Raw genomic sequence first — 26,405 nt, forward strand, 5'->3', positions numbered from 1 at the left:
TCTCGTTCACAGATCGTTCCTACCGTATCGCCAGGCGACTCTGAGCAGTTTTGTCCACCGTGGTCCTTATCCATCTTGGCACATGCCCAAGCTACCAGGTGATTCGAAGTCCCTCGTAAACCGCGACTCCCCAACTGGTCGGGCAAATGGTACTGCCTCAGTGATCACCCCGTGGGTTGGACACCGGAGTCGTCTCAGCTGGCACGAGAGCCACGTCTGGTGAATCCCGATGTCGAGGTGTCTCCATCGGGAGTCGAGCGTTCTCGTGTCATAACAGGACCGGGTCGTATAGGAGCACTTAGGGCATACCAACCGCGATCGGGTAAGCCTGAGCTTTACCAGCAGTTCGTGTGGACGAACTAAAACCTCGATGACGGTGACACTGCGAAGGCCCAGCATCTGCTTAACTAGAGAGGTAGCGCGCACGGTTCTGAACTCCTTTTTGATGGGTTTCCAACACCAAATTTAGAGCTCAGAAACCGTGTGCGTTTCTTATGTGGCTACTTCAGCCTCAAATACCCCCACTGAACTGGGGCTATGGATCAGATCCAGGCCAAATCTATCCACATGAATGTCAATAGAGCCATTTATCATGATGATGCGTTCTCTTGGGATACCAGCTCGCTGGGTCGTTGGATATGATGCAGGAACGTACATCAAGAGCCGCGATGGATACCTGATCCGCCAGGTGGACGCTCACTCCTGGGCGCAGATTTGGATCAATGGAGCTGGTTGGGTATCAATTGATCCGACTCCGGGCTTCAACTTTCCTGGCTACTCCGCAGCCTCGTTGTCGAGTGGCCCCCGACCAATTTCAACCACTCCGACGCCCTCTGCGCCCAAATTAACTATCGCACCCACACCCTCTCCACCCCTTAATGCCGATGCTCACCTTCGCAAAATCCCTCCTCCAAGAAGTCCAAAGAGGGTTCATCAGGGCACGTCCTCGAGTTTGAACGAGTTCGACATTGCCATCATCGCCTTAGCTGCTATCGGTCTCCTTCTGTGGCGATGGCGAAGACGAACTCCAGGCGAGAACGAGACCGTCAAGCAGTGGGCTCACGTGCAACGGGTATCACGTCGTAGTTTTGGAGCCCACTGGAGACTGAACAGCCCGCGCGAGTGGGGGCAAAGCTGGACGAGCCACTTTCCCAACGACAGTGCCCTTATCTGGCCATTAGTGCGGTTGTTCGAGACGTCATTCTATTCTTCGGAGCAGTTGACTCCTGATGAGGCGGCCGAGGCAAAGCTGATTTGGCGTACCCTGAAAGCACGAGCGCGTCGTCGTCGCAGATCCATGCGTTCGTAACTAACTCGCGATCTTAACTCTGAGCGGAGCGCTGCCTCCTTCGTAATCGTGGTTGGATATGGATCCTATCGCTAGCTTGAATCACGAAGAGAATAGAGCTCTGCCTTTCGATGATCGATTGGCTAGCGTGGAGCCAAATGGATGGATGAATCTATCAAAGAGATGATCGCTCTGAATGTCTCGGGTCTCATGATGTTGCCGCTTTCTGCAGGAGCGGACCCATGAGCGTCGTGCACGATCGTTCGGCTGTTTCGACACTAGTGCGACGTCAACCAGACGTTGTAGGCATTCACAATCAGTGACCGATTGTCGTTGCGAATCAGTAGGATTTGTAACAGGTGCCAGCTTGGTTGCGTATTTGGGGGTGACTTTGAGGAATCGAACGGTGATCTCGGATGTCATGGACCAGCTTGATCCGCAACTTGGCTATATAGTCGACAATTTAGAGAGAAAGATTGTCGGAAAGCGCCCCCTGATGGAGTTTATGGTGACTGCCGTTCTTGCCGAGGGGCATGTGTTGTTGGATGACGTTCCTGGGGTTGGCAAGACCACGGTTGCTACCATGCTCGCACGCAGCCTAGATTTAAGTTATAGCCGTATTCAATGCACGCCGGACCTGTTGCCAACGGACATCACCGGGGTAACTATCTTTCACCCAGGAACCCGTCAGTTCGAGTTCCATCCTGGTCCGGTATTTGCCAATCTCGTGATCGCAGACGAGATCAACCGAACCTCGCCTAGGACCCAAAGCGCTCTCTTGGAGGTCATGGAAGAGGGTCAAGTGACGGTTGACGGAGTCACGCACCCTCTCGAACCGCCCTTCTTGGTAGTTGCCACCCAAAATCCAATTGAGTACGAAGGAACGTTTTCGTTGCCCGAGAGCCAGCTCGATCGGTTTCTCTTCAGGCTAAATGTCGGATACCCGAGCATCGAGGAGGAGTCGACGATACTTTCTCAGTCCGATCATGCTCTGCCGCTCGATTCCGTTCAATCGGTGATCAGTCGTCAGGAGCTCCTGGAACGAATGAGGAGTGTAAGAGACGTACATGTCGCTGATGCGATGCGTAGCTATATCGCAAAACTAGCTGATGCGACTCGGTCCTCTCCGCATATCGAGTTGGGCATGAGCCCTCGGGCATCACTGGCACTCTATCGCGCGTCGCAAGCCTGGGCGTTGCTGCACAGCCGAGATTACGTGATTCCAGATGATGTGGTCAAGTTGGCCCCCCTTGTGGTAAAGCATCGTTTGATACTGTCCCGAACCTCAACGAATCCAAACGGGCATCTTGTTGATGATGTCTTCGATAACATTCTACGAAGCGTGCCAATACCACCGCTTGCGAAGTGATGGACAGGGGTGTCTGATGTGCGGCAGAAGGTGAATACCCTAGAGCACTAGGTCTGCATGCTAACCCTAGCCTGCGGTCTGGGTGTATCGACAAAGACTAAGCCTGATGTGTGGTTCGAATTAGCACGATGGAGAGGGTTTTGGGTCGCGCGAGTCCGGATTCGGACGTAACGAGGAGCAGGTAAATGGCGTCGATCGCGGGGCGTCCCGCTCGAAGCTAAACAACTACATGAATATTGCCAACTCTTGCTCCCCAGGAATGCGCACCGCACCTTGGCGGTCGTAGTCTCATCCTCTGCGAGAGGATGTATCTCAATCAGTTCCAGGTAATTTATAGGGATTGTGGCTCTATCGAATATGCCAGCATTGAACTGGTGCTCGTTCTGTTGATGGCGGCGTGAGGTCCGCGATTACTGCGCCTGTTGGTGGAGTCGGTGTTGGTGCTGAATCCTGCCGTACGTACTTGGAACGCTTTCTCAACATACTCAGGCGAGGAGCTTGTGTTCGGATCGTTTTCTTTTGATCGCATACATGGATTTGTCGGCGAGGCGAAGCGCCTCGGCTACGGTAACGCTCTCGTCAGCCAAATACGTTCCGATGCTGGCTCCAACGTGAACTTCATTCCCATGTATATGGTGCGGTTCGCCTAGCGCGACTTCGATTCTATGAGCGAGGCGAGTCAGCTGATCTAGCGTGATTTGAGGAGCACAGACGGCGAATTCGTCGCCTCCTAAGCGAGCAGCGGTATCGTTGCGCCTCACTGCAGACCGCAAACGGTGGGTGGCGGTTAGCAGTACCTCATCGCCTGCGTCGTGACCGTAAGTGTCGTTGACCGATTTGAAGTCGTCTAGGTCAAGGTAGAGCAGGCCGACGGCTGTGGCTCCACGGCGACTCGGATGGATTCGGAGCGCTTCGGAGATCCTGTCGGCGAACAGTAATCGGTTCGCTAACCCGGTAAGCGGATCGTGAGAAGCACGGTGAGCTAGGTCTTGCTCGGACATTTTGCGTCGACTGATGTTAACGTGCGAGACGACTGCTCCTCCGATTGGATCCCCGATTGGAGTAATCCTGGAGGTGAACCAGCGGCCAACCGTGGGTGATGGGCAAGGGTACTCCCGGTCGCTCTCCACTGTCTCGCCGGCGAGTACAGCACGCAACCCAGCAAGGACTTCAGCAGCATCGATGCAGCCAGACTCGGCAGCGCGGGCGCATACCTCCAAGTAATTGACGCCGACCCCAGTTGTCTCCGGATTGCCCCCGTTATCCAACGCGAACATCAACCATACGCGATTGACTGCAATGATAGTGCCGGAGCTGTCCAAGATTGCAGTGGCGTCGGGTAACGCGTCAAGCACCGCCCGTGCAAAACCAGCCATGTTCAGGTAGTCGCCGTCGGTATGGCTATCAATTGCCATATTCTTGATTCGGCGCAATGGCACCGAATCTTGAGCGAGTCGGCTCATAAGGCGAAGTCTATGTCGATAGTTGGAGAGACGCGGTTTTGGTCGATGAAGAATGGCCTCCTGTTTAGAGCGTGTCACCCGAGGTCTTCAAGATCCACTCGTAGTAGCCAAGTACTGCCTCTTGGCAACCTGCAAGCGATTGCCATTGGAGGCTGTGGAGCCTTCTGTCATGTGCTGAAAGTAACTCGGCCGTCTACGCCTCCTGAGGTAAGGATCGGCATACAGAACTTGAACGCATGTCGAGTCGTGATCGCGGAGACAGTCGACGTACTTGATCGAGAGCTTGGCCCAAGCTCGTACTGGGGTTCGGGAAGAGCACAACCTCGATCGTAGCTAGGTGCGCTTTGTCTTCACTCTTCGCAGGTAGAAGACCTACGTTTGGTAGCAGGCGAATGGCCGCGCAACCCTGGGGCGGATCAATCGCCTTGTCGACGATGCTCTACGCGATCCGACGACGGGCATTGTCAAGCCGGAACCTTTGTGTGCATTCTCGCCGGATGATGGTCACGACGGGTCTATGAGGAGCATCGGCTGGTGTATCTCGTAGACGGCGAGGACTTGGCCATTTTTGCAGGCCCGTTGCCACTACGAGACAGAGAACGCTGAGTTAACGATGGTGGATCCCAAGGCGCATCTTCTTTGCCGCGTCAGAAATTTCCCTACCACTGATCACCTAGACATTCGCATGCGATCTCTCTTTGAAACCTGGCGCGGTGGCAGGAGGGGTACCCTGAAAAGTTGTGTATGGCCTACTGATGAGCACGGAGGAAAAAGTTTGAGGTGAGTGACCTGGTTGGGTGCAGATTTCCTACTGGAATGTCAGTAAGAAAACAAAACACAATCAGAAAGGAAATCGCAGCTGACCATGATAACCCCTGACTTCTCGGGTAAGCCCACCTACGCCGTAACTGATGCGGTAACCGAGCTGTTGCGCGTTCATGCCAGGCATCTCATCGCTACCGCTCTTGAGGTAGAGGTGACTGAGATGGTAAACGAGCTCAAGAGTGCCGGTAGGGACGTAGTGCGCAATGGCTACCTCCCCGAGCGATCCATCACCACCGCGATCGGAGATGTCGAGGTTGAGGTACCAAGAATCCGCTCTCGTGACGGCAATGGGTCGATCAACTTCTCATCCAAACTCATTCCTCCCTACCTACGCAGATCCAAGTCCATCGATGCCTGGGTCGCCTATGCCTACCTGAAGGGAATCTCAGAGCGTGATATGGCCCAGGTTCTTGAGGTTGTCCTCGGTGAAGGGGCGAAGAAGCTGACCCCAAATGTCGTCTCCTCCCTCAAAGTCGAGTGGAAGACCAAGTTCGACGAATGCCAAGAAGCGGGACCTCTCTAGAGATACCTTCTCCTATATATATGCCGACGGCATCTACCAAGAGATCAGAGGGGATAACCCCAAGCTCTGCGTGCTTGTGGTCATCGGAGTCGATGACCAGGGGAGGAAACACCTCCTCACCTTGGAAAATGGAACGAGAGAGTCCACCCAATCCTGGCGAGAGGTCCTCGTCGATCTAAAGAGTAGAGGAATGAACGAACCCTTGCTCGCCATTGGAGATGGTGCTCTTGGTTTCTGGGCAGCACTTTCAGAGATCTACCCCGAGACCAAGCACCAACGCTGCTGGTTCCACAAGACGGCCAACATCTTGAACTACGTGCCCAAATCTCTGCGTCCAAAGGTTAAGGAGGATATACATGAGGTTTGGAAGTCTCCGACCAGGGATCATGCCAAGCGGGCTATCGCCACGTTTGAAACCAAGTACGGAGCCAAGTACCCAAAGGCCGTTCACTGCCTGACCAAAGACACCGATGCCCTCTTGGCCTTCTATGACTTTCCAGCTGAGCACTGGGTACACCTTCGGACAAGTAATCCAATCGAGTCGACCTTCTCCATAGTCCGTCATAGAACCATCAAGGTCAAAGGTGCCTTCTCAAATGAATCTGCTCTTTCGATGCTCTACCAACTGGGCCTCGAGGCTGAGAGGTCCTAGCGGCGCATAACCGGTCACGAACGTATCGCAGAGGTCATCTCTGGCGTTGTCTTCGTTGACTGACTACGCCAAGATACCTACACCGCCTAGAGCTGGGCCATAACTATCAGTTGAGTTACTACCGGCACCCAAAGCAATGGGTGCCGGCCCAATCCATCGTTCCCCGACGACTCTGGCAGAACTCCTGCTAACTTGGTTGCTGACATTTAAGTACGAATCACACCCGGCTGGTTAACCGGTTATCAACCGCCACCCAAACTGGTTACGATAACGGTGTTGAAGTCGGTTCGTACACAACATTTCTGCATGCCTCCAAGATTGTAGTAACTTGCGGGTCATTCAGTAAAGACAAGAACTTACGCCTATGCCCGCCAAAAGCTGAACCGACCTCTGTTACCACACAGTCTATTGAGTATCCATGCTCTGTAGCCGAAGTAAGGACTCTGGCAACCTGGCGGTCTAGGTCTGATTTCTGATCCGCAGAAGACACTCGCGCATATGTGACGGCAGAGTTGGACACAGATGGCGGTGACTCTAGGTATCCCACCAATATGAGTTGTCCAACTTTACGCGCAGGAACAGGCGAAGTGCCGGCACGATACCACTTACATGCGGTTTGGGGATGTATACCCTGGAACAGTGCCCACCCACGCAGGTTCATTACATCCTCTTGCAGTACATCAGTACGTTAACTGTTGCAACCCCGAATTTTTAGGCTATCGATTAGGAGTGGACGGCCACAGCCAAACTGCTTGGTTCGATCAGACCTAACATCCCCCTAACAGAATTCATGGCTAACGCATACCTCAGAACCGTAGAGTGCTTCACATGACTACTGCCATCGGATCTGCGTCGTTTTGTAACTCTATTGTTTCGCCAGCGTGAGTAAGACTAGATTCTGGACATTCGTTCTGCGTGGACTGGTCGTTTTAGCTATATTTGGTGTCGGATACTTAGTTCGCGCCGTGACCTCGCCGGCTGGTCGAAGTAGGCCAACGCGAACTGGAAAAATAATTACCGTTGCAGATGGCACTGCTGCCCAGACTATACCAGCGTCGGGGACCATAGAACCGGCGACCGAGCGTACTGTTAGCTTTGCGACCTCTGGTGCGGTCAATGCGGTAAATGTAGCTGTTGGGCAGTCGGTTACCTCTGGCCAACAACTCGCAACTTTGCAGACAGCACCCCTCGCAGCTACAGTTGCCCAGGATCAGGCTCAACTTGCTAGCGCCCAGGCCAAGCTCAGTGTCGATGAAGCTGCTGGAGCGGCGTCCACGACGATCAATGCAGACAACGCTGAAGTCAGTGCTGCAACTTATTCACTCTCAATTGCTCAGGCAAACTTAGGCGATGCTACCTTGAGGGCTCCGATATCGGGTACCATAGTTTCAAATACGCTTGTTCCTGGGCTGCAGGTATCTGGAACAGTAAATGCTGCGGGTGTAGCTCCAGGAATTACCATCATAAGTCCAAACTCGTGGATGGTTGAGGCGTCGGTGAGCGACGCCAGCATTGCCGGAGTGACGAAGGGCGAGCAGGCAAAAATCACGCCACAGGGTTCAACAACTACAGTGTATGGAACCGTTACGTCCGTGGGTCTAGTCGCAACCACAACTGGTGGAGTAGCATCCTTCCCGGTGACGATTGCTATAACCGGATCGCCGACAGGACTCTACACGGGTCTCCCAGCGAACATTTTTCTGATCACGCGAGTGCAAGCCAACGTTATTGAGGTCCCTATCCTCGCGGTTCACTCGCTTACGTCACATCCCTATGTAATCGTTGAGAAAGGCAAGACTAAGTCAGATACCCCGGTCACACTCGGGCCAATCATTGGTGCCAATGTGATCGTTTCGCACGGTCTTTCCGTTGGTCAACGCATTCTTGAGAGGATTCCGTCTTTCGCCAAGTCGTTGGGTGTTCCTGGCCCGACAGGAAGAGGTGCAAAGCGTGGCGCTAAAGGTGGAGGTGGTCTGGGTGGACTCTAAGCAGATCTCTCCGCAGGATAACCTGCTCGTCCTCAAGGACATAACTAAACGCTATCAACTTGGGAATCTATTTGTCGAGGCTCTTCGAGGGATCAGTTTTACCGTGGCCGCCAATGACTACGTAGCCATCACCGGCCCCTCCGGGTCTGGAAAGTCGACACTCATGCATCTCATTGGCTGCCTTGACGTTCCTACCTCTGGAGATCTGATCATCGCTGGGGAATTGGTAAGAGATCTGAGCCAATCGCAGCTCGCTATGATACGCAACCGACGTATTGGCTTTGTTTTCCAGCAATTCAATCTATTGCGAACGATGACCGCCCTGCGCAACGTTGAACTTCCGCTTCTCTATGCCGGCGTCTCCAAGAGCGAGCGACGAGAGCGTGCAACGGTTCTCCTTGAGCGAGTTGGGCTTGGTGACCACATGGGACATCGTCCAATGGAGCTTTCGGGAGGACAGCAGCAGCGTGTCGCGATCGCCCGTGCACTCGTTGGGGATCCTAGCATTATTCTTGCCGACGAACCTACAGGTAATCTTGACTCGCATAGTGCCGAAGAGATTCTGACAATTTTTGACGAACTCAACGAGGCTGGACGCACCTTAGTCGTCATCACTCACGACGATAGCGTGGCAGCTAAAGCAATGCGAGCACTGCATATCCGTGATGGTGAGCTGCAGGAGGTCTCGTGACCTGGGCGCAACTCTTTCGAAGCGCACTCGAGGCGATTCAATGGAACCGTCTGCGATCACTGTTAACCGTACTCGGGATCGTGATCGGGATAGCCGCCGTGATGGTAACAGTGGGCCTTGGCGAAGGAGCACAGGCGAAGGTTAACTCAAAGATCGCCTCTCTTGGAAGCAACCTTCTGACGGTAGCGCCTGGAAGTACCTCGTCAGCTCCGGGTGTGCGACGCGGTTTAGGGAGCGCGTCCACTCTGACGATGGCGGATGCTGCTGCTCTATCTTCTCGCGTCGTCGCCCCTGCTATCGCCGCTGTGGCTCCGCTGACAAGTCAACACCAGACGCTTACCAACGCGGCAACTAGCTGGCCAACCACGGTAGATGGAACCACTCCGTCGTGGCTCGCAATTCGCTCTCGTTCAGTTGAGGCAGGCAGATTTATAGATGCCCAAGACGAAGCATCGAATGCCGATGTGGTGGTTCTGGGAGCGGTAACGGCCCAAGAGCTCTTCAACACATCGAACCCAATCGGTAGGGTGGTCGATGTTGGGCCGCTGCCTATGACCGTGATCGGCGTTCTCGCACCTGTAGGCTCGGGAACGTCTGCAACGTCTAACCAGGATAACCTAGCTATTGTCCCGATATCTACTGCACAAGCTTCGCTGATTGGAACCTCCGCCAACGATTCAGTTAGTTCGATCTTGTTGCAGGCGACCAGTTCATCGACTCTGTCGGCGGCCTACCAAGAGGCAAACCACGAACTTATGATGCTCCATGGCATTACGAATCCAGCAAATGCCGACTTTACGATAACTGCGGAACAGTCTCTATTCAGTGCCGCAACCTCGATATCTGCGACGCTTACAACACTTCTTGCCGGTATTGCTACCGTATCACTCTTGGTGGGTGGGATCGGTGTAATGAACATAATGCTGGTTTCTGTAACCGAACGGACGAGGGAGATAGGTCTGCGCAAGGCTCTAGGAGCCAAGCCTAGCGATATCCGTCGTCAGTTTCTAGTTGAGGCATCAGCCCTTGGTGTCTCGGGAGGCCTGATCGGAGCCGCACTGGGACTGTTGGGACAGCTGTTATTGCCGTCCATCATCGCGAATCCGGTTGCAATCCCGCCAGTGGTTACCGTTGGAGCTGTAGCCGTCGCACTTGTCATCAGTCTCTTGTTTGGGGTCTATCCGGCTGCTCGAGCAGCTCAACTCTCTCCAATCGATGCCCTGCGGTCTGAATAGTAGGAAAGGAACATCCCTTGAACCGAAGCATTTTTGTTGTAGTGGGCGTATTGTTGGGCGGTGGAGTGTTGACAGCTTGTGGATCTGCAACTACGAGCGCGGCTTCAACCACGGCCCCCAGAGCCTCCTCTACCCCTAAACACGGCATACCAAAGATCGCTGCGAGCGGAACCATCGCGGCGGTATCATTATCAAGCTCGAGTATGCAGGTTCAAGGTACTGCAACTGGCGAAACAACCGTCGATTGGACGTCGACCACCAGATTTACTCAGGCCATTACGATTTCGCCATCCGCTATCGCGATCGGATCGTGTGTATCGGCAATCGAGCACACTCCAAGAGGTTCTAACATCGCGGTGATTCACTCGATTACAGTAACAACCGGCAAGAGTACGTGCGCAAATCCGCCGACAGTAGCGAAGAAAGCCAAGCATCATGGGTCACATTCCCATAGACGCCCTAAGGGGCACCGTCTGATACGAGGAACGGTAACCGCAGTATCGTCTACGTCGATAACGATATCGGAGTCAGCGACCTCGAAATCGACTGCACAATCCGTGACACTTCCATTAACCAAGACGATTCGTATCATCGCTCACCAAATTGCAGCTAGCACAGACCTCATCGCCGGCCGTTGCGTGATTGTTCAGGGGTCAACTAGTTCCATTGGGGTAGTGACCGCTCGACGCATCGGCATATCCCAGCCAACCAACGGGTCGTGTAAAGTGACCAAAGGTACAACGTCCCCGTCCACAGGGAGCACGGGTGCATAGATACCGGCGGATAGTCGTAGTGTCCATCATCGCGGCGGGAGTCATAGCCGTGGCAGCGTTTGTTGTCGCAGGTCGCACTGGAGCACCCAGATATCAGTTCGGCTACGCGAAGCCAGAGGCAGTTAGTGCGACCGTTAGCGCTATCGGTACCTTGTCTCCAACTGTTCAGGCTGTGATTCCTCCGCCGATCGATGGGACCGTCTCTTCGATAACTGCGCATGTGGGCCAGACTGTGGTGGCGGGCGAGACCCTCGCGACCATTTCACCTTCTGCAAATACATCTCACGTGCAGATAGCCGATGCAGCTGCGCTTGCCCAAGCCCAAGCAGCGCTAGCCCAGGCCGAGCAACCTAATCAAGTGACGACATCGAAGAATGCCACGAGTAGCTCCCAAGCACTTAAGACAGATGTGAGCGCACTTCAGCGGACGATAGCAAAACTATGCCCAACAACCAAGTCGCCGATATCGTCAACCTGTGGCTCCCTAGACAGTGAGCTGAGTCGGCTATCTTCTCAGTTGAGCGGCAAAGTATCGAATGCCAACTCTAGTGGCCGTGAAGCGAGCACAGCTTCAAGCGCCACCATCGCGGCTGACCAAGCTATTGTGGTAGCAGACCAGAGCGCCCTGACATCCGCTCAACAAGCCCGACCCAGTTCCCTGGTAACACCAATTGCGGGCACCGTTGCGATACTTCCGCTCACTGCTGGTCAGGTGGTCCGCGCTCAATCTACCTCTTACGCAATTACAGTGATTCAATCCAATAAGCCAGAGGTGATAGTGCCTATTGCTATCTCCACTGGTCATCAACTTCACAATGGCGACCAAGCCAGTATCGTTCCCTTTGGGAGTGCCCATCCTACCAGCGGCTTAGTTAAATCGATCGGGACTGTTCTGACAACTAACAAGGCGACGGGCGTGACAACTATCCCAGTTGTTCTCTCCATCAATCACCTGGCACGATCAGTTTTTGACGGCACGCAGGCACTTGTGACAATAGACATTGCGCACAGCGCGCATGTACTAGCCGTACCCACCTCAGCAATCAACTACTCGGCTGGTCGAGCGATAGTCCTTGTGGATGGACCGAATGGGGTAACCAAACACGCCGTTAAACTTGGGATTGTAGGTGCGCGCTACACATCCATAACCGGAGGTCTCCTCGCCGGTGACCGCGTTGTTCTAGCTAACCTTGATCGACCCCTGCCTACCCCGATTAAGCCGATCGGCGGCTCGCGAAAATTATTTGGTAAGGGCTAGAAGTCAGTAGTTCGTCGCATGTAGACGGCTCTATTGACATTCATGTGGATAAACTCGCGCTTTCATAGGGTAACTTCAAGTCAATCGGTCCGAGAAGCTTGCATCCTAGGGCCAGAGTAGCCTTGGCGGAGTGAAGCCCATACGAGCGGGCAATGATGAAGCGAACTCATGCGTTGAGTCCCTCGACCCTTCCATTGGATACCCCAAGTATGACGGAGGCAAGTATGCCGTTTCGATGAGTACGGATGGTCTTTGATAACTAGGGGCGATTATGAGCCTGTATCTCGGTGGCCACCTCCTGCCAGTTGGGAATCACGGGCGTACTCTTTGGTGTCTCAACCGCGGCGAACAACAACTGCTCCAGGGCTTGTACATCCATGCCTGCTGGAAGTGGCCAACCGATCTCGTGCTCTGCTGCCTTCTCCAGATACGTAGCCACGCTTGGCCGAGAGACTCCCGTCTCTCGGCTGATTACCCTGACACTCTTGCCCTGCGCACTGAGGCGCAGTACCTCTTCGATCTTTCTCATTGGTATCCTCCTATTGGGCATGTGGCACCTTTGGGTGGTTGGTTTTCAGTCACCACATAAGGATGCCACAGCCTCTTTGCATCCATTGTTCCTGAGTCCGTCTCGCACCCTCTAGGGGGTGGCAAACTTCAGCGAGAATACGCAACCGGCATTCCATGTGTATTGGCACCTTCTCCCACCCCGCGTTAATTGGTTGTGCTTCCCACTCGATGATGTCATTGCGTCTACCTCCATGATGGACCGGACGAGCGGTGTCGACAGCCGCGCTCAGATCGCGATAACGTCCAGCCGGCCGCCAACCAGTTGATCTCCAATGCGAGGCTCTTGATCCACTCGATGCAGCGTCAAGGACTGTTGGCATCCTCGTTGGCTACTCCTGGGCCGGCTCCATTGCTGGTGTCCGATATCCAAGCATCACCGTGCCGATCAGCGCGCTCAACGCGATAAGGACGATAGGAATGTCGAAGCCCACGAGCGCAACCAACCCGGCTCCGAGTGCGATTGAGACGCTCTGAACCCCGTTGAAGATGACATTGAAGGCGGCATCGACCCTTCCCATAAGCCTATTCGGGGTGCTGCGTTGGATGGCGGTATTGACCGAAACCAAGAGCAGCGTAATACCAACTCCAAGCAGAATCGTTCCGCCGCAGACGATGACCAAGGCGCTCAACGAGTGAGGTTGCACACCCACCAAGACAATGCCAGATCCAAGCGCGACCGTCACCATGCCGAGCGCAGCTGTCTTGAGCTCACCGACCTTTCGCATTATCTGAGCAGTCGCGACGCCTCCTATAATTGCCCCGACCCCTTGGAAGGCGATAAATACCCCTACAAACGCTGCCGAGCGTCGAAGGCCATTCGTTGCAACCGCGAACATTGCAGTCTCGAAAAAGCCGACCGTGCATAGCAACACAGTCACTGCCCAGGCCAGCCGGCGAAGTAGCGGTGTGGCAACGATGTGGCGGACACCAGCGAGGGCCTGCACGCGCCAGTGCTGTGGTGTTGATGCCTCATGTTGTTCCTCCACACGAATGAAGAGGAATAGCCCGATAGCCAGTATGTAGGTCCCTATGTCAATGGTGATGACAGCCATCGCTCCTGCGAGTACAAATAAGCCAGCCCCAACGAGGGGAACGACCAGACGAAGGCCCTCGGAAACCGTTGACAGCAGGCCATTGACCGACCCAAACTGTTCCGGGTCAAAGACTGTCGTGCGTAAACCGACACCGGCCGCGCTACTAACCGTTGCCAGTGCTCCGTAGATCAGGATGACGAGGTAGATACGCCAAACATCCGAGGCACCATGTACCCCAATCAACCCTAGCAGCGACAGTGTACTGAGTGCGTTCGCCGTGATCAACACCCAGCGCCTAGGAAAGCGATCGACGATCAGGCCGGCTAGGGGTCCAACAACCATTGACGGAGCAATGTAGAAAAAGAACGTCAAGCCAGCCGAGGCGTTGGATCCAGTGAGTTCACGAACCCAAATTCCCGCAGCGATGAAGAGAACCTTATCGCCAAAGCCTGTTAACAACGTGCCAAATATGTAAGCAATTGCATTTCGCGTGCGCATTAGGGCTCGTTTGAGCCAAGGTTCTTGGCGGTAAAGGCTGCACCAGGATCGACCGGATACGCGAGATAGAGAACCTCGATCAATCGGCCGTCGCTGGGTCTCAGACTCGGATCAACAAGACGGTCTCGATAGGTCATGAGGATCTCCCTAACCTTGGCATTAATCTCGGCTAGCTCAGTCGTGGTCACGAACAAAGCGTTCTGGTCCGCTGCACTTGCTCGATTCAGTTCCTCTGGATACGACCTATGGGTGCGTTGCCATTGATCGAATCGTTCGAGCGCCCTTCGGAAATACACGGACATCAAGACATCGGCTGCGATCCTCCCCTCAGCGTCTAGGTCCTCCTCCTTGATTGAAAAGCCGATGTTCACCAACTTCCAAGGTCGTTCTCGCCCCTTTCCTCGGCCAGCCTCTTCGACAAACCCATATTTGGCGAGTTGTCTGAGGTGAAATGAGCAGGTTGTGGCGGTCTCCTGGATTAGTTCACCCGCTTGCGTGGCTGTCAAAGGCTGGTGTACAGCAAGCACTTCGAGGAGCGCGATCCTTACCGGATGCGTTAGCGCCCTCATTGCTTGAGCCTCAATCAGCCTCTTGGTTTCCAAATTCATTGGAGGTGTGTCACTAGCCATCTCTCGATAGTACTCTCTCGAGAGATGGCTAGTGACTACTTTCGGAAAACTTTTGCTATCGGCGTTGGCTGTGAGATTGGCGACGGTGGTTGCTCTGTCGCGCGACTAGTGTCCGCCAAGGAAGGGTTCTTGCCTCTGCGCCGGCAGGACTGGTCTTGATGCGAGGAGAGGGCCGGCTTTCCACTGGAGTCAGAGGGAGACCTGAAGGACAACTTGCATCATCGTACGACGGATTGATTGCGCTTGGCGATCTGTGTGATGGACTCATAAGCGATCTATCCATGACTGCCCCTCCGAAAGCTGGTCGAGAAGGATATGAGCGAATATGTCCTCTAGATCTCCGTGCTGGATAGGACCTGTACCCGCCACATCGCTGATCGCGGTATCCTAGGACCTTCCAGTGACCACGACCATCCTCCCGTCCACCCTCAGCAACTGGACTTGGAGCTAGGTCGCGCTGCAAGGGAGCATTCCGACGATAGCTTCAGCCGCAAAACGAGTCCTGAAGCCTGTCGGACTCTGGAACCAAAGACGTATCCACAGTCCTTCATCTGCTACAGAGACCAGCGTTGAGCCCGGTCATCAGCCAACCCGAACGGTACGGTACCGCTTACCCGATGAGCCCAGACCCGTCCAACGCAAAAACTGAGCACCGCGAGGGCGTTGAGCTCGGAATACACGCGAACGGGTCCGAACTTGGCAATGTATCTCAAGGGTGCCGGGCCGGACGGCCGCTTGTAGCTGCGGGTTTTCCTGCTGGATCGTGTTCTGTGTGCCACCCACGTCGGGAGTCTGACACCCCACCGGATCCTGGTATTACTCTCCGTTCTCACGGGGCCGTCCAACCCTACGATGCAGCAGTGTCACTTCGGCTCCGATCGGCAGGGAGTGCATGATTGCCAGTACAATTGGCAACCGGGCCATTGAACCGGAGTCCGAAGAGAGGGTAGTCACAACCCATCCGTACCGGCGTCGGCCGTCGAGTGGTATCAATCGGCACAGGAGAAGCGAGTAGCTCGTTGCCGTCAGAACAGTTAGGCTTACTGCGACGACGGAGGCATTAGACATACGGGGTGCAGTATGCAGCATGATCAATCGGTGGTTGGCGCATGACTTTCCTGGAGAAGTATGCCAGTATTGCCGAAATCGCGACAGTAAAGAGCCGACCCGATCTGTTAGAACTGGCGTGGGAACAGACACGTGGCACGATGCCAGAATACAATTACCATGGCGATATGCTCAACGAGTACTGGGCGCGGCTCACCGATGAGTGGCCAGAATACCAGTTCCACCTGCTTGGTGTTGGTGAGGAGATCCTTGCCCTTGCTCGCTCGATACCGCTGCACTGGGATGGGACAGTCGGGGATCTCCCCGAAGGCATAGACGGAGCAATCGAGCGTGGGTTCGACAAGGGCAATCCCAATACGTTGTGCGCACTCTTGATAGCGATCCCACGTGTGCGACAGCGAACAGGTATGAGCGCTGTCGCCCTGGCAGCGATGGCCGATCTCGCCAAGGAGCGCGGATTCGGATCCCTGATAGCACCGGTGCGCCCAAGCGCCAAGGCACTTTATCCTCTTGTACCGATCGCGCGATACGCGACATGGAAGCGATCCGACGGTTCACTCTTTGATCCCTGGATGCGTGTTCATGAGCGTGCCGGCGCGAGCGTCCTAAAGCCCGAACCGCACTCGCTTGGCATCACCGCGTCCGTCTCCGAGTGGGAGGAATGGACGGGACTTGAGTTTCCTGAGACCGGCCAATACTGGTTTCCTGGGGGCCTGGCCACGCTGGCGGTCGATCGGGCAGAAGATAGGGGGCGATACTTCGAGCCGAACGTTTGGATGCATCATCGGCTCTGACGGTTTTCGACTGACAAGTTCTATTGCAATTCCTTTTTTTGGATTAGCTAGTACTGAGTGATCGGCTCTGATGTCGGGTGCCTGGAGAATGGCATTCCTCGCGTCGGTAGAGTCCACGGGCAATGAAACGATGCGGCTTAGGCGACAGCTCTGACAGAGGTGATCTGCGGGAGGTGCTCTATCTCATTCCTGGCCTTGCCGTTGGCTCTCAGAGTCGTTACTTCTGGAGCGCGCATCCTTGATAATTTGTCAGTCAAGGGGTATGACGTTAAATAGTTCTGAATTGTTCGCTTTCTCTGGGTAGGCTCACAGAAGTGAAAGGAGCTACAGTCATGACTTACAGAAGTACCAGTGTGCTGAATCAAGTCATTGTGGAGCCTTTTCGCAACGTGAGGAGACTCTACAATGGAGCCAACGGCGATTGAGAATCTCGTGACGGGTACGGCCGCGTTGGGATCTCATCGTGTCTACTGAACGTCTAATCGAGATCTTCTCGCTCATGGCGAGATACGAGAGCGAACATCCCCTTGGTTTGTCACTCTGTTCCGTTGCGAGGGAGATAACCGACCTGAGTGGCGCCGGTATTTCCATCACTTCGAAGAACGGTATGCAAGAACAACTCTGTGCGAGCAATGACGTCGCTCAACGTTTGATGGACCTTGAGATCACTCTCAAAGAGGGACCGGGTTACGATGCAAGCCAGAGTGGCACGACCAACGGAGTCTCTGACCTCATGGCCAACGAAGAGCAGCGTTGGACGTTCTATTCGCCCGAGGCGGTCGAGCTCGGAGCTCGAGCGGTCTTTGGCTTCCCCATCCATATTGGAGCAGTTGTCTTTGGCGCCTTGAGTCTGTATCGCGATAGCACGGGGCCGCTCAGTGAGGAGCAGTCCTCAAGTGCCTACCTCATGGCTTCGGTCATCGGACGTGCTGTTCTGGTGATGCAAGCCGGTGTCCCCCTGGACGCCATAGCCAACGAACTCCAGGACCAGTCCACCTTTGATTTTTCCGTGCACCAAGCCTCGGGGATGCTCTCGGTGCAAACAAAGCTTTCGGTGAAAGACGCCCTCATCATGCTTCGTGCACACGCGTTTGCTTTGGATATTTCCCCATCCGAACTCGCGCATCGAATCATCGACCGTGGTACTCGGTTTGACCTTCAGTCTGGGGTCTGGCTGGAAACAGACCCGAAAAACGGGGAATACGAGGAATGCGGGAATTAGTGTAGATGCATCCGGTGGTTGATCCTGACGAGTCGCCGACAGTTCTTGGGGGAACCCAGCAAGACGAGGGAATTATGAGTAGAGAATCACTGATAGTCAGCACGCTGGTCGAGTTGGCCGACAATCTCGTTGACAGCTTCGACATCATCAACATACTCACGATCCTGAGTGATCGCTGCGTCGAAGCCTTGGAGGTGGACGCAGCTGGCGTCTTGCTGGCTTCACCCGGCGGAGAACTGCAGTTCGTCGCCTCCTCGAGCGAATCGATGCGCGTGCTCGAACTTTTCCAGATCCAAACGAACGTAGGTCCGTGTGTGGACTGCTACCGGAGCGGTGTACCCGTAGTGAATGTGGCCCTCGACGAGGTGAACGGACGTTGGCCGCTCTTTGCTTCACGAGCGATCGAGCACGGCTTCCACTCAGTGCACAGCCTTCCCCTGCGACTGCGCGGCCGCACCATTGGAGCTCTCAATCTCTTTCGAACATCGCAGGGATCGATGGAAGATGACGACATAGCCGCCGCACAAGGCCTGGCTCATGTGGCCACCATCGCCATCCTCCAGCACCGTGCGATGCTCGATGCCACCACGCTCAATGAACAACTCGAACTCGCTCTCACCAGCCGCATCGTCATCGAACAAGCGAAGGGCATCATTGCCGAAGCAACGCACTGCAGAATGGACCAAGCGTTTGGACGCCTCCGTGCCCATTCGCGCAATCACAACGAGGGTCTCACAGGAGTTGCCGAGGCCATCGTGATGGGAACGCTTCGCGCGAATGATTTGGACAATCCGAAGTAACGACCTTCGCTGCACAGTTGAGAGTTCGTAAGATCTCTCGCATCACATTGCCAGCCTCTGGAAGTTGTCAGTCTGCCGAGCGCGAAATAGCGTGAGTTCTGTCTATTCATTTTCGTTCGTTGGCTTGCTTTGTCCTGACCCATGGCCACTTCATCAAAGGAACTTAACGCCGTTTTCGCAACCCTCGGGCAGTTGCTATAGTGTCTGAGTGAGAGTATAATTAGTATCGTCACTCCAGAACCTCGGTGACTACTTTCTGCCGAGGAGGATCGCTATGAGTGAAAATGCAATTCCTGACGACGGGTCATCGGACACTGTCGATGACCTGATTCAACGTGAGTGGAACCAGTTCGCAAGTCCCGATCTTTCGATCGACTCGGTGTCGTTGCCTACATTCCTGGCGCCCACTCCATCGAGTTCGACCGACAAAGCCGGCTCTCCGCGTCAAAGTAGGGCACGACGCTTTCGACTCCGCCGAGTACAAGGGGGGGATGGCCAGTTGGAACCTCCGGTGTAGAACAATACCCTTGCCGATAGTGATCTAACTCGTGGGACCCATGGCCGGCTCGTTTCGCCTTACTTTACGAGTAGTTTCATCCTTCTGCCCTTCGATGATGGCTTGACCAACGGAATCGAGAGCGACGAATCTTGCCTACTGGGTCTTGGTGGGTGCCTCTCTAGTCCCACCAGCTGGAGTATAGATCACCGACTTTGTCACCATGACTCCAGTATCCCCACAGTCATCCCAATGCAGACCACAGAGCTCCCCTCGTCTCATACCGGTCAGGGCCCCAAGCATAAAGAAGGCACCCCACTGGGGATGCACCGCCTTTGTCTCCTCGAGAATACTGATGAGTTGTTCAACCGTTGGTGCAATGACCCGCGCCACAGCCACCTTTAGAGGAGAGGCCAACAAAGCGGGGTTTAACTCGACCCACCCCCACTTCATAGCCTGGTTAAAGAACCGTCGAATGATGGCATGGGTCTGGCGAACGGAGGCTGGTGAACTGCCTTGGGTCACGATATCCCGATACAGTCGATCCAAGTGGGAGGCGGATACCTCGTTAACGCAAGCTCTCCAAACGCAGGAAGAATCTGGCGCCGCATGCGTCCCTCGTATCCTTGGACGGTAGTCGGCGACGGTCCATCTGACACGGATTCAAACCACTCGGTCATTGCCCCTGCCATAGACTGCGTCGAGGATCGAGCTTGCGCGTCTTTAGCACTCACCAGTAGTTTTTGGAGTTCGAAGTCGGCCTAGCGTTTGGATCCATGATCGGTTACGTACTTCTGCCGACGCTTACCCGAGATCGGGTCCTTTGGGAGATCCACTACCAGTTGCCACACATCCGTGTCACGCTTGTCAATGTATCCTCTTGTCTCTCAGCCCTGGCATAGTGTAGGCACGCTACATGTTTCATATGACGAAAACATACTCCGACCAGGTGGGCCGCCAGGGTATCGAACCCTGCACCTTGGGATTAAAAGGTGCTTATAAAGTGTCCGAGCCGGTAGTAATAGTGACCGAGTACATCTCATTCTTGCAGCTCATTGAGGTGTTCTGGTAAGTGTGATGAGACGACCTCGGACTGGGTCGGACGTTCTCGGGCACAATTGTTGGGTGAAAAGTTGGGTGAAGGGGACTTGAGGATCCTCCCAAGGATTGCTTAGCCGTGTTGCTGTCACTGCCCTTTCCCGAACGCTCTTGACATGTCTTCGGTCTTTCAATGGAACGCATGATCTTTGCTGCCCGTATGCCAGCAGACAATTGTACGAGCTACGCGAAAATGATGGCGAGGATTACTGGGGGAGCTGATCAGCTCTCGTCCGGACTAGCGCGGTCTTGACAGATAACGACAGTCTGAGTAGCCGAGCGTAAGAATTACCTGAAAGTCGAAGCCGCACCGAACTTCCAGGTAGAACCTGACAACCCACAAAATGACCCGATATATTCGGACAGATTGTACTCGCGGTGTTAAGATCTTTCCGAACACCAGACGATACTTCTCGTAGAAGCTATCGAAGGGGGTAAGCGATGGGGTTTGGAGCCATTGTCCGGGGAAGACTGTTACTAGCGTTTGCCGGAAGCAGTGCTGCGCTCGCGTCACCGGCGACCGTGGCTTATAGCTCGAATCCTGAGCCATCCTCGTTCCAGGTCGGGAAAGTTCTGGTAACCCCCACCCCACCCTCAGCTAACTTTGACCCACTCACTGCGAGCAATGCAGCTCTTCGTGCCAACGGCTTTCCCGAGAGGCCCGCTGGTACTCCTCCGGGTTGGTTCATCGGGGCGGTCTCGCATACGAAATGGGTATACCCGCGGTTCACTCCCCGATATAATCACCAGCCAGCGTCACCGTCACATCAAAGCGCTAGCTCAACAAGTGAATCCAATTCTTCCAACTGGGCCGGGAACCGGGCAGGGAACGGAAGCCAATTCAATTAGATCGTCGCGAAGTGGAACGTTCCATCAGTCGGGAGCCCTGCGGGCACGAATGCATACTCCTCCATCTGGCCAGGGATAGGATCGGGAAAGGCGAGTTCGAACCAGCTCCTACAAGCAGGCAGTGAGCAGGACATTAGCTGGCAGTATGTCCTTCATTATGGATGGGAGGCGACTACTTCCTACTACCTTTGGTGGGAGGCATTTCCGTTTAACGCCCAGCAACAGGTCAACATCGCCGTGAGTCCAGGACAGACCATCTTCGTCAACGTTGCCTACTACGGCTCCTCGACGGCGCACTACTACATCAAGAACGAATCAACGGGAGTTGCCACCAGTTTCGATGCCTCCTTCAGTGGTGGTTTCACCGGCTTGAATGCCGAATGGATCGTAGAGCGTACCCAAGTGGGCAACAACTATCCGCCGCTAGCCGACTTTAACAACACGACCTTCAGCGACGCCAACGCGGAACAGGGAAGCACCTGGAATGGTGTTGGAAACTGGAGCCATAATTACCTGGACATGTATGACTGGCACAACGACGATTCCGAAGTTACAGACGCCTATCCTGGACCGATAAGCTCTGGGAATACCTTCACCCTCTATTGGTCCAATTACGGGGATACTGATGCGGCTGGGACATGACAGGGCTAGAACTCGGACACCTGGGGCCAGCTGACGCTAGGGATAAGTGAGGACGATCGGTGAACACGAAGCGACTTCTACAACCACAAATCCTGATTGCAATCCTTCTTTCGCTGATTCTGGTGGGCGTCGTGCTCTTTGCGAATAGGTCATCTGATAGGCCTAACAGCGGCACAGAGTCGCTTGAGGTATGGGGTATTGTTCTGAACCAGAAGGGGACGTGTGCACAAGTTCCGCCTGTATTTAGTAACTCCGGTACGCTCTGCACTCATGCTCTCGTTCTTGGAAGGAAAGGCGAGTGTGTTATCTTCACCTTAAACAATTTCTCCCCTCACTTCACTGATCCAAAGGCCGCTAAAATGTCAGTCTGTAAAAGGCACGGGCTTCATGCGTCGTCTTAGTCACATCCAGTAGTACTGGAGTGGCGAACCCAATGCGATCCACCTGAAGTGCGAGAGGGTCGAGCGGAGATGAGACAGCGCTCATAATCCAAAAGTTGCACGTGTGGAGAGCCACATCGTTGCAAAGGTCGCAGGGTTGAAAGGGGCACTCGTTTCGCTGACACCATAGCCACTTTGGGGGCTTGTCGGGTTTTCTTGCAAGTCCGCAGGGTTAACACATGGCCTGACCTGGTGGGCCCGGTGGGATTCGAACCCACGACAAAGGGATTATGAGGTGTTCACAAAGTGTCCGAGCTGGTAGTAAAACTGTCCGAGTACGTCTCATTTTTGCAGCTCATTGAGCTCTTTTGGCAAGGGTAGTGGGACAGCCTCGGATTGGATGGGACGTACTCGGACACAATTGTTGGGTGAAAAGTTGGGTGAAGCGGACGTGAATACTCCCTCAAGCATTGGTTGGTCCCATTGTTCCTAGCCGAACACTATCGACGTGTTCTTCGGCCTCAATAAATCACCTGACCATTGCCATCCTGCCTTCGAACAGCCAAACGCCAAGGTTCAAGTGCGGCTCTCACGGGATAACCGCAATCGGTTTCGCCAAGTGTGAAAATTACCTGAAAGTCGAAGCAGCGTCGGCTCTTCAGGTAAAGCAATGTAATCTACTGAATCTTTCCAAAAGGGCTATCCATTCAACCAGAGTAGGATCTGCGTCTTGCGGTTGACCGACCAGTCGGAGGGGTGCATTACTCCCACACCTACGCCGAGGTGCTAACGTGGTTCTTGACATAGGCTGACTGCCTGGATTATCTGAACTGGCTGCGATGGTCAAACTGGTTCACCTGCCCGAAGTGCGGCTCGAGTGGTGGCTGGCTCATCGGTGAGGGTCGTTGAATGTGCCAAGCGTTGGCGAGGCGGGTCTCAACGACTGCAAGAACGCCGTTCGATCGCAGCCGAACGCCGCTCACAATCTGGTTCATTGTCGCGTGGCAGCTCGTTACCCAAAAAAATAAGGTGTCGGCCCTCAGCCTGCAACGCTCCCTCTGGCTGAACTCCTACCAGACGGCATGGACGATATTGCATCGGCTACGCTCTGCGATGGTGCGACCCGGCCGCGACTGACTCTTCGGGGTAGTTGAAATGGTCGAGACCCTGCTTGGCGGCGTGCACACGGGAGGCAAAGGCGGACGCACACCGGGCGAGAAGATCCTGGTCGGAATCGGTATCTAGCTCCCGAAGCCAAGAGGTTTCAGACGCTGCCGTCTGGCAGTGCTCCCCGACGCCTCGACAGAGTCGCTAGCCGCGTTCCTCGCCGCATATGTCGAGCCAAGCTTGACCGTAGTGACCGCTGGCTGGCAGCCCTACAAGGGTACCCTCGCAGGTACCTACATCCACAAGCGCTACGTCGCCCCTGTCAGCTCGCCCATGAGCCTCTTCCCGGCCTACATCGCGCGGCCCCAGTCTGCTTGATCGCTGGCAGCTCTCTACCTATCAAGGTGCCGTCTAAGGCGAACACGTTCAAGCGTTTCCACGAGTTCAGCTTCCGTTTCAATCGCAGGCACTCTCGCTCACCCGGGTTGCTCTTTTACCGGCTGATCTCCCAGGCAGTTGTCCACGATCCGTTACGGTACCGGGAGCTGGTCGTGGACCACCAGCTCAAGAAGCATCGGGTGATACCGCCGGCTACTCATGGTCATCCGGCAAGCCTGGAACAACCGCCCGCACTCCGACCATGGCGAAAGGCGTAGGCAATCACTCACATCCGAGGTGCAATTCGTATCCTACCTTCCGCCTTCGAAGCGTGCAGGGCTACAATGTCGTCGGCGTGAACGATCTGGTGGTCGAAGATGGTGTTGCCAAGTCGGCCATGGATTGGTGAGGTGTTGTTGCCTGGTCTTGGTGGTCGAACCACTTCGACATGAACACCACAAGAGTCCATGAGAGTCCGGATTCAAAAGGGCTCTTCGGATCTGAGTGGGGAATTTTAGGTAAGGGCCGTCAATTGCCGGGTTGAATTTGAGAGGGTCTCACTAGCCGCGCAGCAACATCCGAATATCCCGACACTGCTATGCTGTTGGCATATGGACACATCCTTGCACACTGGTACCGCTGTTGAGCGTTCCTTCCGGGTCTACAACCCGAAAGTACTTGGCATCGCTCTTGGAGAGGCTCGTCGATCAGCGGGATTGACCCAATCGGAGATGGCTGACCGAATAGGGGTTGATCGCAGCTACATCTCAGAGATGGAGAATGGGAAGGAGACCGAGCAACTTCGTCGGCTCTTTCAAGTACTGCGAGAACTCGATATCAAGATGTTGCTGCAAAGCGACTTATGGTGAGTACGGACTCGCTTGCAATATGGCTTGAGGGCGAACCGGTGGCTCGTGTTGAACGCAATTCGCAAGGACGTCTCTCGTTCACCTATCTCGATTCGATATTTGACCGTTTCAACCCCGGTGCCCCCGTAGTATCGCTTTCGCTCCCGCTTGTTCGAAAGAGCTACCCAAACGCCCTCACAAAGTATTTCCTTGACAACCTTTTACCCGAGGAGCCAGCGCGCTCAACCCTGGCTGCAAGATTCCGACTCGATCCATCGGATACCTTCGGGTTGCTTAGTGAACTGGGCAAAGAATGTGCTGGAGCGTTGGTCATCCAGCATCTCGATGACCAGTCGCCATTAGTCGGCGCTGATCCTTCTTTGGCTACCCCCGTCGATGAAAAAACCGTGGCTACACATTTACAAGCACTCCCTCAGTCGCCGCTTGGTGTTGGAAACGGGGTGCGGATTTCCCTCGCCGGAGCACAAAACAAGCTGCTCTTGACGAGATTAGAAGACGGAAGATGGGCGCTTCCAACAGGAGGAGTGCCCTCGACTCACATCTTGAAGCCGCCGATTACGGACCAACGGTTCCCGTTCTCGGTTGACAACGAGTACTTTTGTATGCGTCTTGCTTCGAATACTGGACTGGCGGTCGCAGAGGTCGAACGACTGGAATTCGATGACATCCCTGTTTTGGCTATTAAACGGTTTGATCGGAGAGCGGAAGACGGGAGATTGATTCGTATTCATCAAGAAGATGCCTGTCAAGCCATAGGGATACCCGTAACACACAAGTATGAAGCCAACGGAGGACCCAGCCTAAAACAGATCGCCAGAATTTTATCTGAATACGGAACACACGACGATCTCATCTCTTTGCTTGAGTTAGTAACGTTCAACGTTGCAATTGGAAACTGCGATGCGCATGGCAAAAACTTCACCCTTGTTCACCTCCCTGAAGGCATACGTCTAGCTCCAGGGTACGATCTAATGTCCACTCTTTGTTATGCCCAGCACGACAAGCAGATGGGAATGTTTATCGACGGCATCCAGACGGTAGATCGGGTACGCCCTGAGAGAATTATCAAGGAAGCAACTGGTTGGGGCATTCGTCAGCATAACGCAGAAGAAACCGTATATACCTTGTTGGAGCGGCTACCTGAATCCGTTGCGGCCACCATTAATGATCTCGGGACACCTAGCGAAGCTCTGATCCGTACGATTGACTCCCAAATAGGGCTTCTGACCTAACAACACCAGCCTCGCAAGGATGTTAAACTCTATGATATCTAATGAGGCAAACCTCGGACCGCCGAGTGAGTGGATAATGATGCAGGTTCTCTATCATGACCGGTATCAGGACAAAACCTGACCGACCGTTTGGGGGTGGGGTGTGGGCGACGTTGCAAACGTGAACGATCTCCTCGATAGCCATGTGATTCTCGATCTTGAGTGTCTCGACCGGATCTACTTGAACGTCTATGTGCCCAAGCTTCAAATGCCAGGTCAAGTCGTCTACTTCCTGCGCGATCATCGAAAGATGCCAATTGCCTCTCCGGCCATCATGGAGAAGATGGGGAATCGCTTCAGAGAGGCCGTTCGGAGCTTTGCAACGACAAACAACATCCCTATTGTGCGTTTTAAGAAGGGTGAGCGCCACATCCAGGTCATGGAGCCCTACCTCAAGGCTGCAACTGAACCTGGAATAGTAGCAATCGGAGTAGCCCAGGAGTTTCAATCAGTCTTTAGCGCAACCAAGAGGAAGGACTCGTCTGGGGGTGCTCCGTCATTCACCTTCGCAAAGGCTGATCGACGAGTCACCGCTTACTACTTCTATCTCATGGATGCCGACTTCGGAGCCGGGTTCATCAAGATCTGCTCGTACTTCCCCTATCCGGGAAAGGTCTGGGTCAACGGACACGAAT

General features: G+C 54.4%; 23 protein-coding genes and 4 pseudogenes. 18 read left to right on the plus strand and 9 right to left on the minus strand.

The features are described 5' to 3' along the window. Positions 1-66: 66 nt before the first annotated feature. On the minus strand, positions 67-426 hold the full coding sequence (locus tag FEAC_RS14900; RefSeq protein WP_082055662.1) for a transposase family protein: 360 nt from the start codon (positions 424-426) through the stop codon (positions 67-69). A 166-nt stretch (positions 427-592) separates the two neighbouring features. Here FEAC_RS14900 and FEAC_RS13010 point away from each other — a divergent pair, with 166 nt between their 5' ends. Continuing rightward, positions 593-1,309 (plus strand): transglutaminase-like domain-containing protein, encoded by a 717-nt coding sequence (locus FEAC_RS13010; RefSeq protein ID WP_160290410.1) that lies wholly within the window; start codon positions 593-595, stop codon positions 1,307-1,309. 400 nt (positions 1,310-1,709) lie between these two features. After that, positions 1,710-2,657: an AAA family ATPase gene (locus tag FEAC_RS13015; protein WP_035391539.1), complete on the plus strand. Its 948-nt coding sequence runs from the start codon at positions 1,710-1,712 to the stop codon at positions 2,655-2,657. A 485-nt stretch (positions 2,658-3,142) separates the two neighbouring features. Here FEAC_RS13015 and FEAC_RS13020 read toward each other — a convergent pair whose 3' ends face one another. Then, positions 3,143-4,072 carry a sensor domain-containing diguanylate cyclase gene (locus FEAC_RS13020; protein ID WP_160290411.1) on the minus strand — a complete coding sequence of 310 codons (930 nt, stop codon included), beginning with the start codon at positions 4,070-4,072 and terminating at the stop codon, positions 3,143-3,145. A gap of 445 nt (positions 4,073-4,517) precedes the next feature. Here FEAC_RS13020 and FEAC_RS16500 point away from each other — a divergent pair. Continuing rightward, positions 4,518-4,709, plus strand: a pseudogene (locus FEAC_RS16500) (Txe/YoeB family addiction module toxin); the annotation flags it as partial. A 276-nt stretch (positions 4,710-4,985) separates the two neighbouring features. Beyond that, positions 4,986-6,183, plus strand: a pseudogene (locus FEAC_RS13025) (IS256 family transposase). Between the two features lie 199 nt (positions 6,184-6,382). On the opposite strand, the gene FEAC_RS14910 reads toward FEAC_RS13025, so the two are convergent. Further along, on the minus strand, positions 6,383-6,781 hold the full coding sequence (locus FEAC_RS14910) for a recombinase family protein (RefSeq protein WP_081901253.1): 399 nt from the start codon (positions 6,779-6,781) through the stop codon (positions 6,383-6,385). Between the two features lie 220 nt (positions 6,782-7,001). Here FEAC_RS14910 and FEAC_RS13030 point away from each other — a divergent pair, with 220 nt between their 5' ends. The 4 genes from FEAC_RS13030 to FEAC_RS13050 all read left to right on the plus strand — a co-directional run bounded on the left by FEAC_RS13030 (position 7,002) and on the right by FEAC_RS13050 (position 12,065). Beyond that, entirely contained in the window at positions 7,002-8,108 is a 1,107-nt protein-coding gene (locus FEAC_RS13030) for an efflux RND transporter periplasmic adaptor subunit (protein WP_081901252.1), read from the plus strand. Next, positions 8,071-8,799 carry an ABC transporter ATP-binding protein gene (locus tag FEAC_RS13035; protein ID WP_236684663.1) on the plus strand — a complete coding sequence of 243 codons (729 nt, stop codon included), beginning with the start codon at positions 8,071-8,073 and terminating at the stop codon, positions 8,797-8,799. Before FEAC_RS13030 ends, FEAC_RS13035 begins: the two co-directional genes overlap by 38 nt. Continuing rightward, a complete protein-coding gene (locus FEAC_RS13040; protein WP_035391527.1) occupies positions 8,796-10,034 on the plus strand; it encodes an ABC transporter permease in 1,239 nt (412 codons plus the stop codon). The genes FEAC_RS13035 and FEAC_RS13040 overlap by 4 nt, the downstream gene beginning before the upstream one ends. A gap of 765 nt (positions 10,035-10,799) precedes the next feature. Beyond that, entirely contained in the window at positions 10,800-12,065 is a 1,266-nt protein-coding gene (locus tag FEAC_RS13050) for an efflux RND transporter periplasmic adaptor subunit (protein WP_152623256.1), read from the plus strand. A gap of 259 nt (positions 12,066-12,324) precedes the next feature. Here the strand turns inward: FEAC_RS13050 and FEAC_RS13055 are convergent, their stop codons facing one another. The 3 genes from FEAC_RS13055 to FEAC_RS13065 all read right to left on the minus strand — a co-directional run bounded on the left by FEAC_RS13055 (position 12,325) and on the right by FEAC_RS13065 (position 14,736). Continuing rightward, positions 12,325-12,594: a helix-turn-helix domain-containing protein gene (locus FEAC_RS13055; protein ID WP_052566433.1), complete on the minus strand. Its 270-nt coding sequence runs from the start codon at positions 12,592-12,594 to the stop codon at positions 12,325-12,327. A 370-nt stretch (positions 12,595-12,964) separates the two neighbouring features. Continuing rightward, positions 12,965-14,167 (minus strand): MFS transporter, encoded by a 1,203-nt coding sequence (locus FEAC_RS13060; RefSeq protein WP_035391524.1) that lies wholly within the window; start codon positions 14,165-14,167, stop codon positions 12,965-12,967. Next, on the minus strand, positions 14,167-14,736 hold the full coding sequence (locus FEAC_RS13065; protein WP_160290412.1) for a winged helix-turn-helix domain-containing protein: 570 nt from the start codon (positions 14,734-14,736) through the stop codon (positions 14,167-14,169). The genes FEAC_RS13060 and FEAC_RS13065 overlap by 1 nt, the downstream gene beginning before the upstream one ends. A 1,169-nt stretch (positions 14,737-15,905) precedes the next feature. Here FEAC_RS13065 and FEAC_RS13070 point away from each other — a divergent pair. The 4 genes from FEAC_RS13070 to FEAC_RS13085 all read left to right on the plus strand — a co-directional run bounded on the left by FEAC_RS13070 (position 15,906) and on the right by FEAC_RS13085 (position 19,197). Beyond that, positions 15,906-16,658: a hypothetical protein gene (locus FEAC_RS13070; RefSeq protein WP_052566437.1), complete on the plus strand. Its 753-nt coding sequence runs from the start codon at positions 15,906-15,908 to the stop codon at positions 16,656-16,658. A gap of 463 nt (positions 16,659-17,121) precedes the next feature. Next, positions 17,122-17,880, plus strand: coding sequence for a GAF domain-containing protein (locus tag FEAC_RS13075; RefSeq protein ID WP_035391522.1), 759 nt, complete (start codon positions 17,122-17,124; stop codon positions 17,878-17,880). 14 nt (positions 17,881-17,894) lie between these two features. Next, on the plus strand, positions 17,895-18,680 hold the full coding sequence (locus tag FEAC_RS13080; protein WP_201773917.1) for a GAF and ANTAR domain-containing protein: 786 nt from the start codon (positions 17,895-17,897) through the stop codon (positions 18,678-18,680). A gap of 274 nt (positions 18,681-18,954) precedes the next feature. Further along, entirely contained in the window at positions 18,955-19,197 is a 243-nt protein-coding gene (locus FEAC_RS13085) for a hypothetical protein (protein WP_035391520.1), read from the plus strand. A 135-nt stretch (positions 19,198-19,332) separates the two neighbouring features. On the opposite strand, the gene FEAC_RS13090 is transcribed toward FEAC_RS13085, so the two are convergent. From FEAC_RS13090 to FEAC_RS15700, 3 genes are all read right to left on the minus strand, one after another. Further along, the gene (locus FEAC_RS13090) at positions 19,333-19,701 is read right to left on the minus strand and encodes a tyrosine-type recombinase/integrase (RefSeq protein WP_082055663.1); all 369 of its coding nucleotides are present in this window, start codon (positions 19,699-19,701) and stop codon (positions 19,333-19,335) included. Further along, entirely contained in the window at positions 19,698-19,868 is a 171-nt protein-coding gene (locus FEAC_RS16505; protein ID WP_081901315.1) for a tyrosine-type recombinase/integrase, read from the minus strand. Before FEAC_RS16505 ends, FEAC_RS13090 begins: the two co-directional genes overlap by 4 nt. Positions 19,869-20,801: 933 nt before the next feature. Continuing rightward, positions 20,802-20,963 (minus strand): hypothetical protein, encoded by a 162-nt coding sequence (locus FEAC_RS15700; RefSeq protein ID WP_156099273.1) that lies wholly within the window; start codon positions 20,961-20,963, stop codon positions 20,802-20,804. A 160-nt stretch (positions 20,964-21,123) separates the two neighbouring features. On the opposite strand from FEAC_RS15700, the gene FEAC_RS14920 reads away from it, so the two are divergent. The 6 genes and pseudogenes from FEAC_RS14920 to FEAC_RS13120 form a co-directional block, all read left to right on the plus strand. After that, on the plus strand, positions 21,124-21,765 hold the full coding sequence (locus tag FEAC_RS14920) for a G1 family glutamic endopeptidase (protein ID WP_082055664.1): 642 nt from the start codon (positions 21,124-21,126) through the stop codon (positions 21,763-21,765). 1,196 nt (positions 21,766-22,961) lie between these two features. Next, positions 22,962-23,054, plus strand: a complete 93-nt coding sequence (locus FEAC_RS16510) for a hypothetical protein (RefSeq protein WP_082055665.1) — start codon at positions 22,962-22,964, stop codon at positions 23,052-23,054. 363 nt (positions 23,055-23,417) lie between these two features. Further along, positions 23,418-23,630 (plus strand): annotated as a pseudogene (locus FEAC_RS16515) (hypothetical protein); the annotation flags it as partial. A 611-nt stretch (positions 23,631-24,241) separates the two neighbouring features. Further along, entirely contained in the window at positions 24,242-24,499 is a 258-nt protein-coding gene (locus FEAC_RS13110) for a helix-turn-helix domain-containing protein (RefSeq protein ID WP_052574682.1), read from the plus strand. Next, positions 24,496-25,731, plus strand: a complete 1,236-nt coding sequence (locus tag FEAC_RS13115; protein ID WP_160290414.1) for a type II toxin-antitoxin system HipA family toxin — start codon at positions 24,496-24,498, stop codon at positions 25,729-25,731. The genes FEAC_RS13110 and FEAC_RS13115 overlap by 4 nt, the downstream gene beginning before the upstream one ends. Before the next feature lie 142 nt (positions 25,732-25,873). Further along, positions 25,874-26,405, plus strand: a pseudogene (locus FEAC_RS13120) (hypothetical protein); the annotation flags it as partial.

This window comes from Ferrimicrobium acidiphilum DSM 19497, assembly GCF_000949255.1.
Classification (GTDB): Bacteria; Actinomycetota; Acidimicrobiia; order Acidimicrobiales; family Acidimicrobiaceae; genus Ferrimicrobium; species Ferrimicrobium acidiphilum.

Bases quoted from the DNA above. Each gene is read 5' to 3' on its own strand.
- FEAC_RS15700 (WP_156099273.1), bottom strand. From the start codon at position 20,963: ATGAACCAACCCGGAGGAGTACCAGCGGGCCTCTCGGGAAAGCCGTTG.
- FEAC_RS13010 (WP_160290410.1), top strand. From the start codon at position 593: ATGATGATGCGTTCTCTTGGGATACCAGCTCGCTGGGTCGTTGGATAT.
- FEAC_RS13060 (WP_035391524.1), bottom strand. From the start codon at position 14,167: ATGCGCACGCGAAATGCAATTGCTTACATATTTGGCACGTTGTTAACA.
- FEAC_RS13110 (WP_052574682.1), top strand. From the start codon at position 24,242: ATGGACACATCCTTGCACACTGGTACCGCTGTTGAGCGTTCCTTCCGG.
- FEAC_RS13015 (WP_035391539.1), top strand. From the start codon at position 1,710: ATGGACCAGCTTGATCCGCAACTTGGCTATATAGTCGACAATTTAGAG.
- FEAC_RS13085 (WP_035391520.1), top strand. From the start codon at position 18,955: ATGAGTGAAAATGCAATTCCTGACGACGGGTCATCGGACACTGTCGAT.
- FEAC_RS13020 (WP_160290411.1), bottom strand. From the start codon at position 4,072: ATGGCAATTGATAGCCATACCGACGGCGACTACCTGAACATGGCTGGT.
- FEAC_RS13065 (WP_160290412.1), bottom strand. From the start codon at position 14,736: ATGAGGGCGCTAACGCATCCGGTAAGGATCGCGCTCCTCGAAGTGCTT.
- FEAC_RS13055 (WP_052566433.1), bottom strand. From the start codon at position 12,594: ATGAGAAAGATCGAAGAGGTACTGCGCCTCAGTGCGCAGGGCAAGAGT.
- FEAC_RS14910 (WP_081901253.1), bottom strand. From the start codon at position 6,781: ATGAACCTGCGTGGGTGGGCACTGTTCCAGGGTATACATCCCCAAACC.
- FEAC_RS16505 (WP_081901315.1), bottom strand. From the start codon at position 19,868: ATGGCAGGGGCAATGACCGAGTGGTTTGAATCCGTGTCAGATGGACCG.
- FEAC_RS13070 (WP_052566437.1), top strand. From the start codon at position 15,906: ATGACTTTCCTGGAGAAGTATGCCAGTATTGCCGAAATCGCGACAGTA.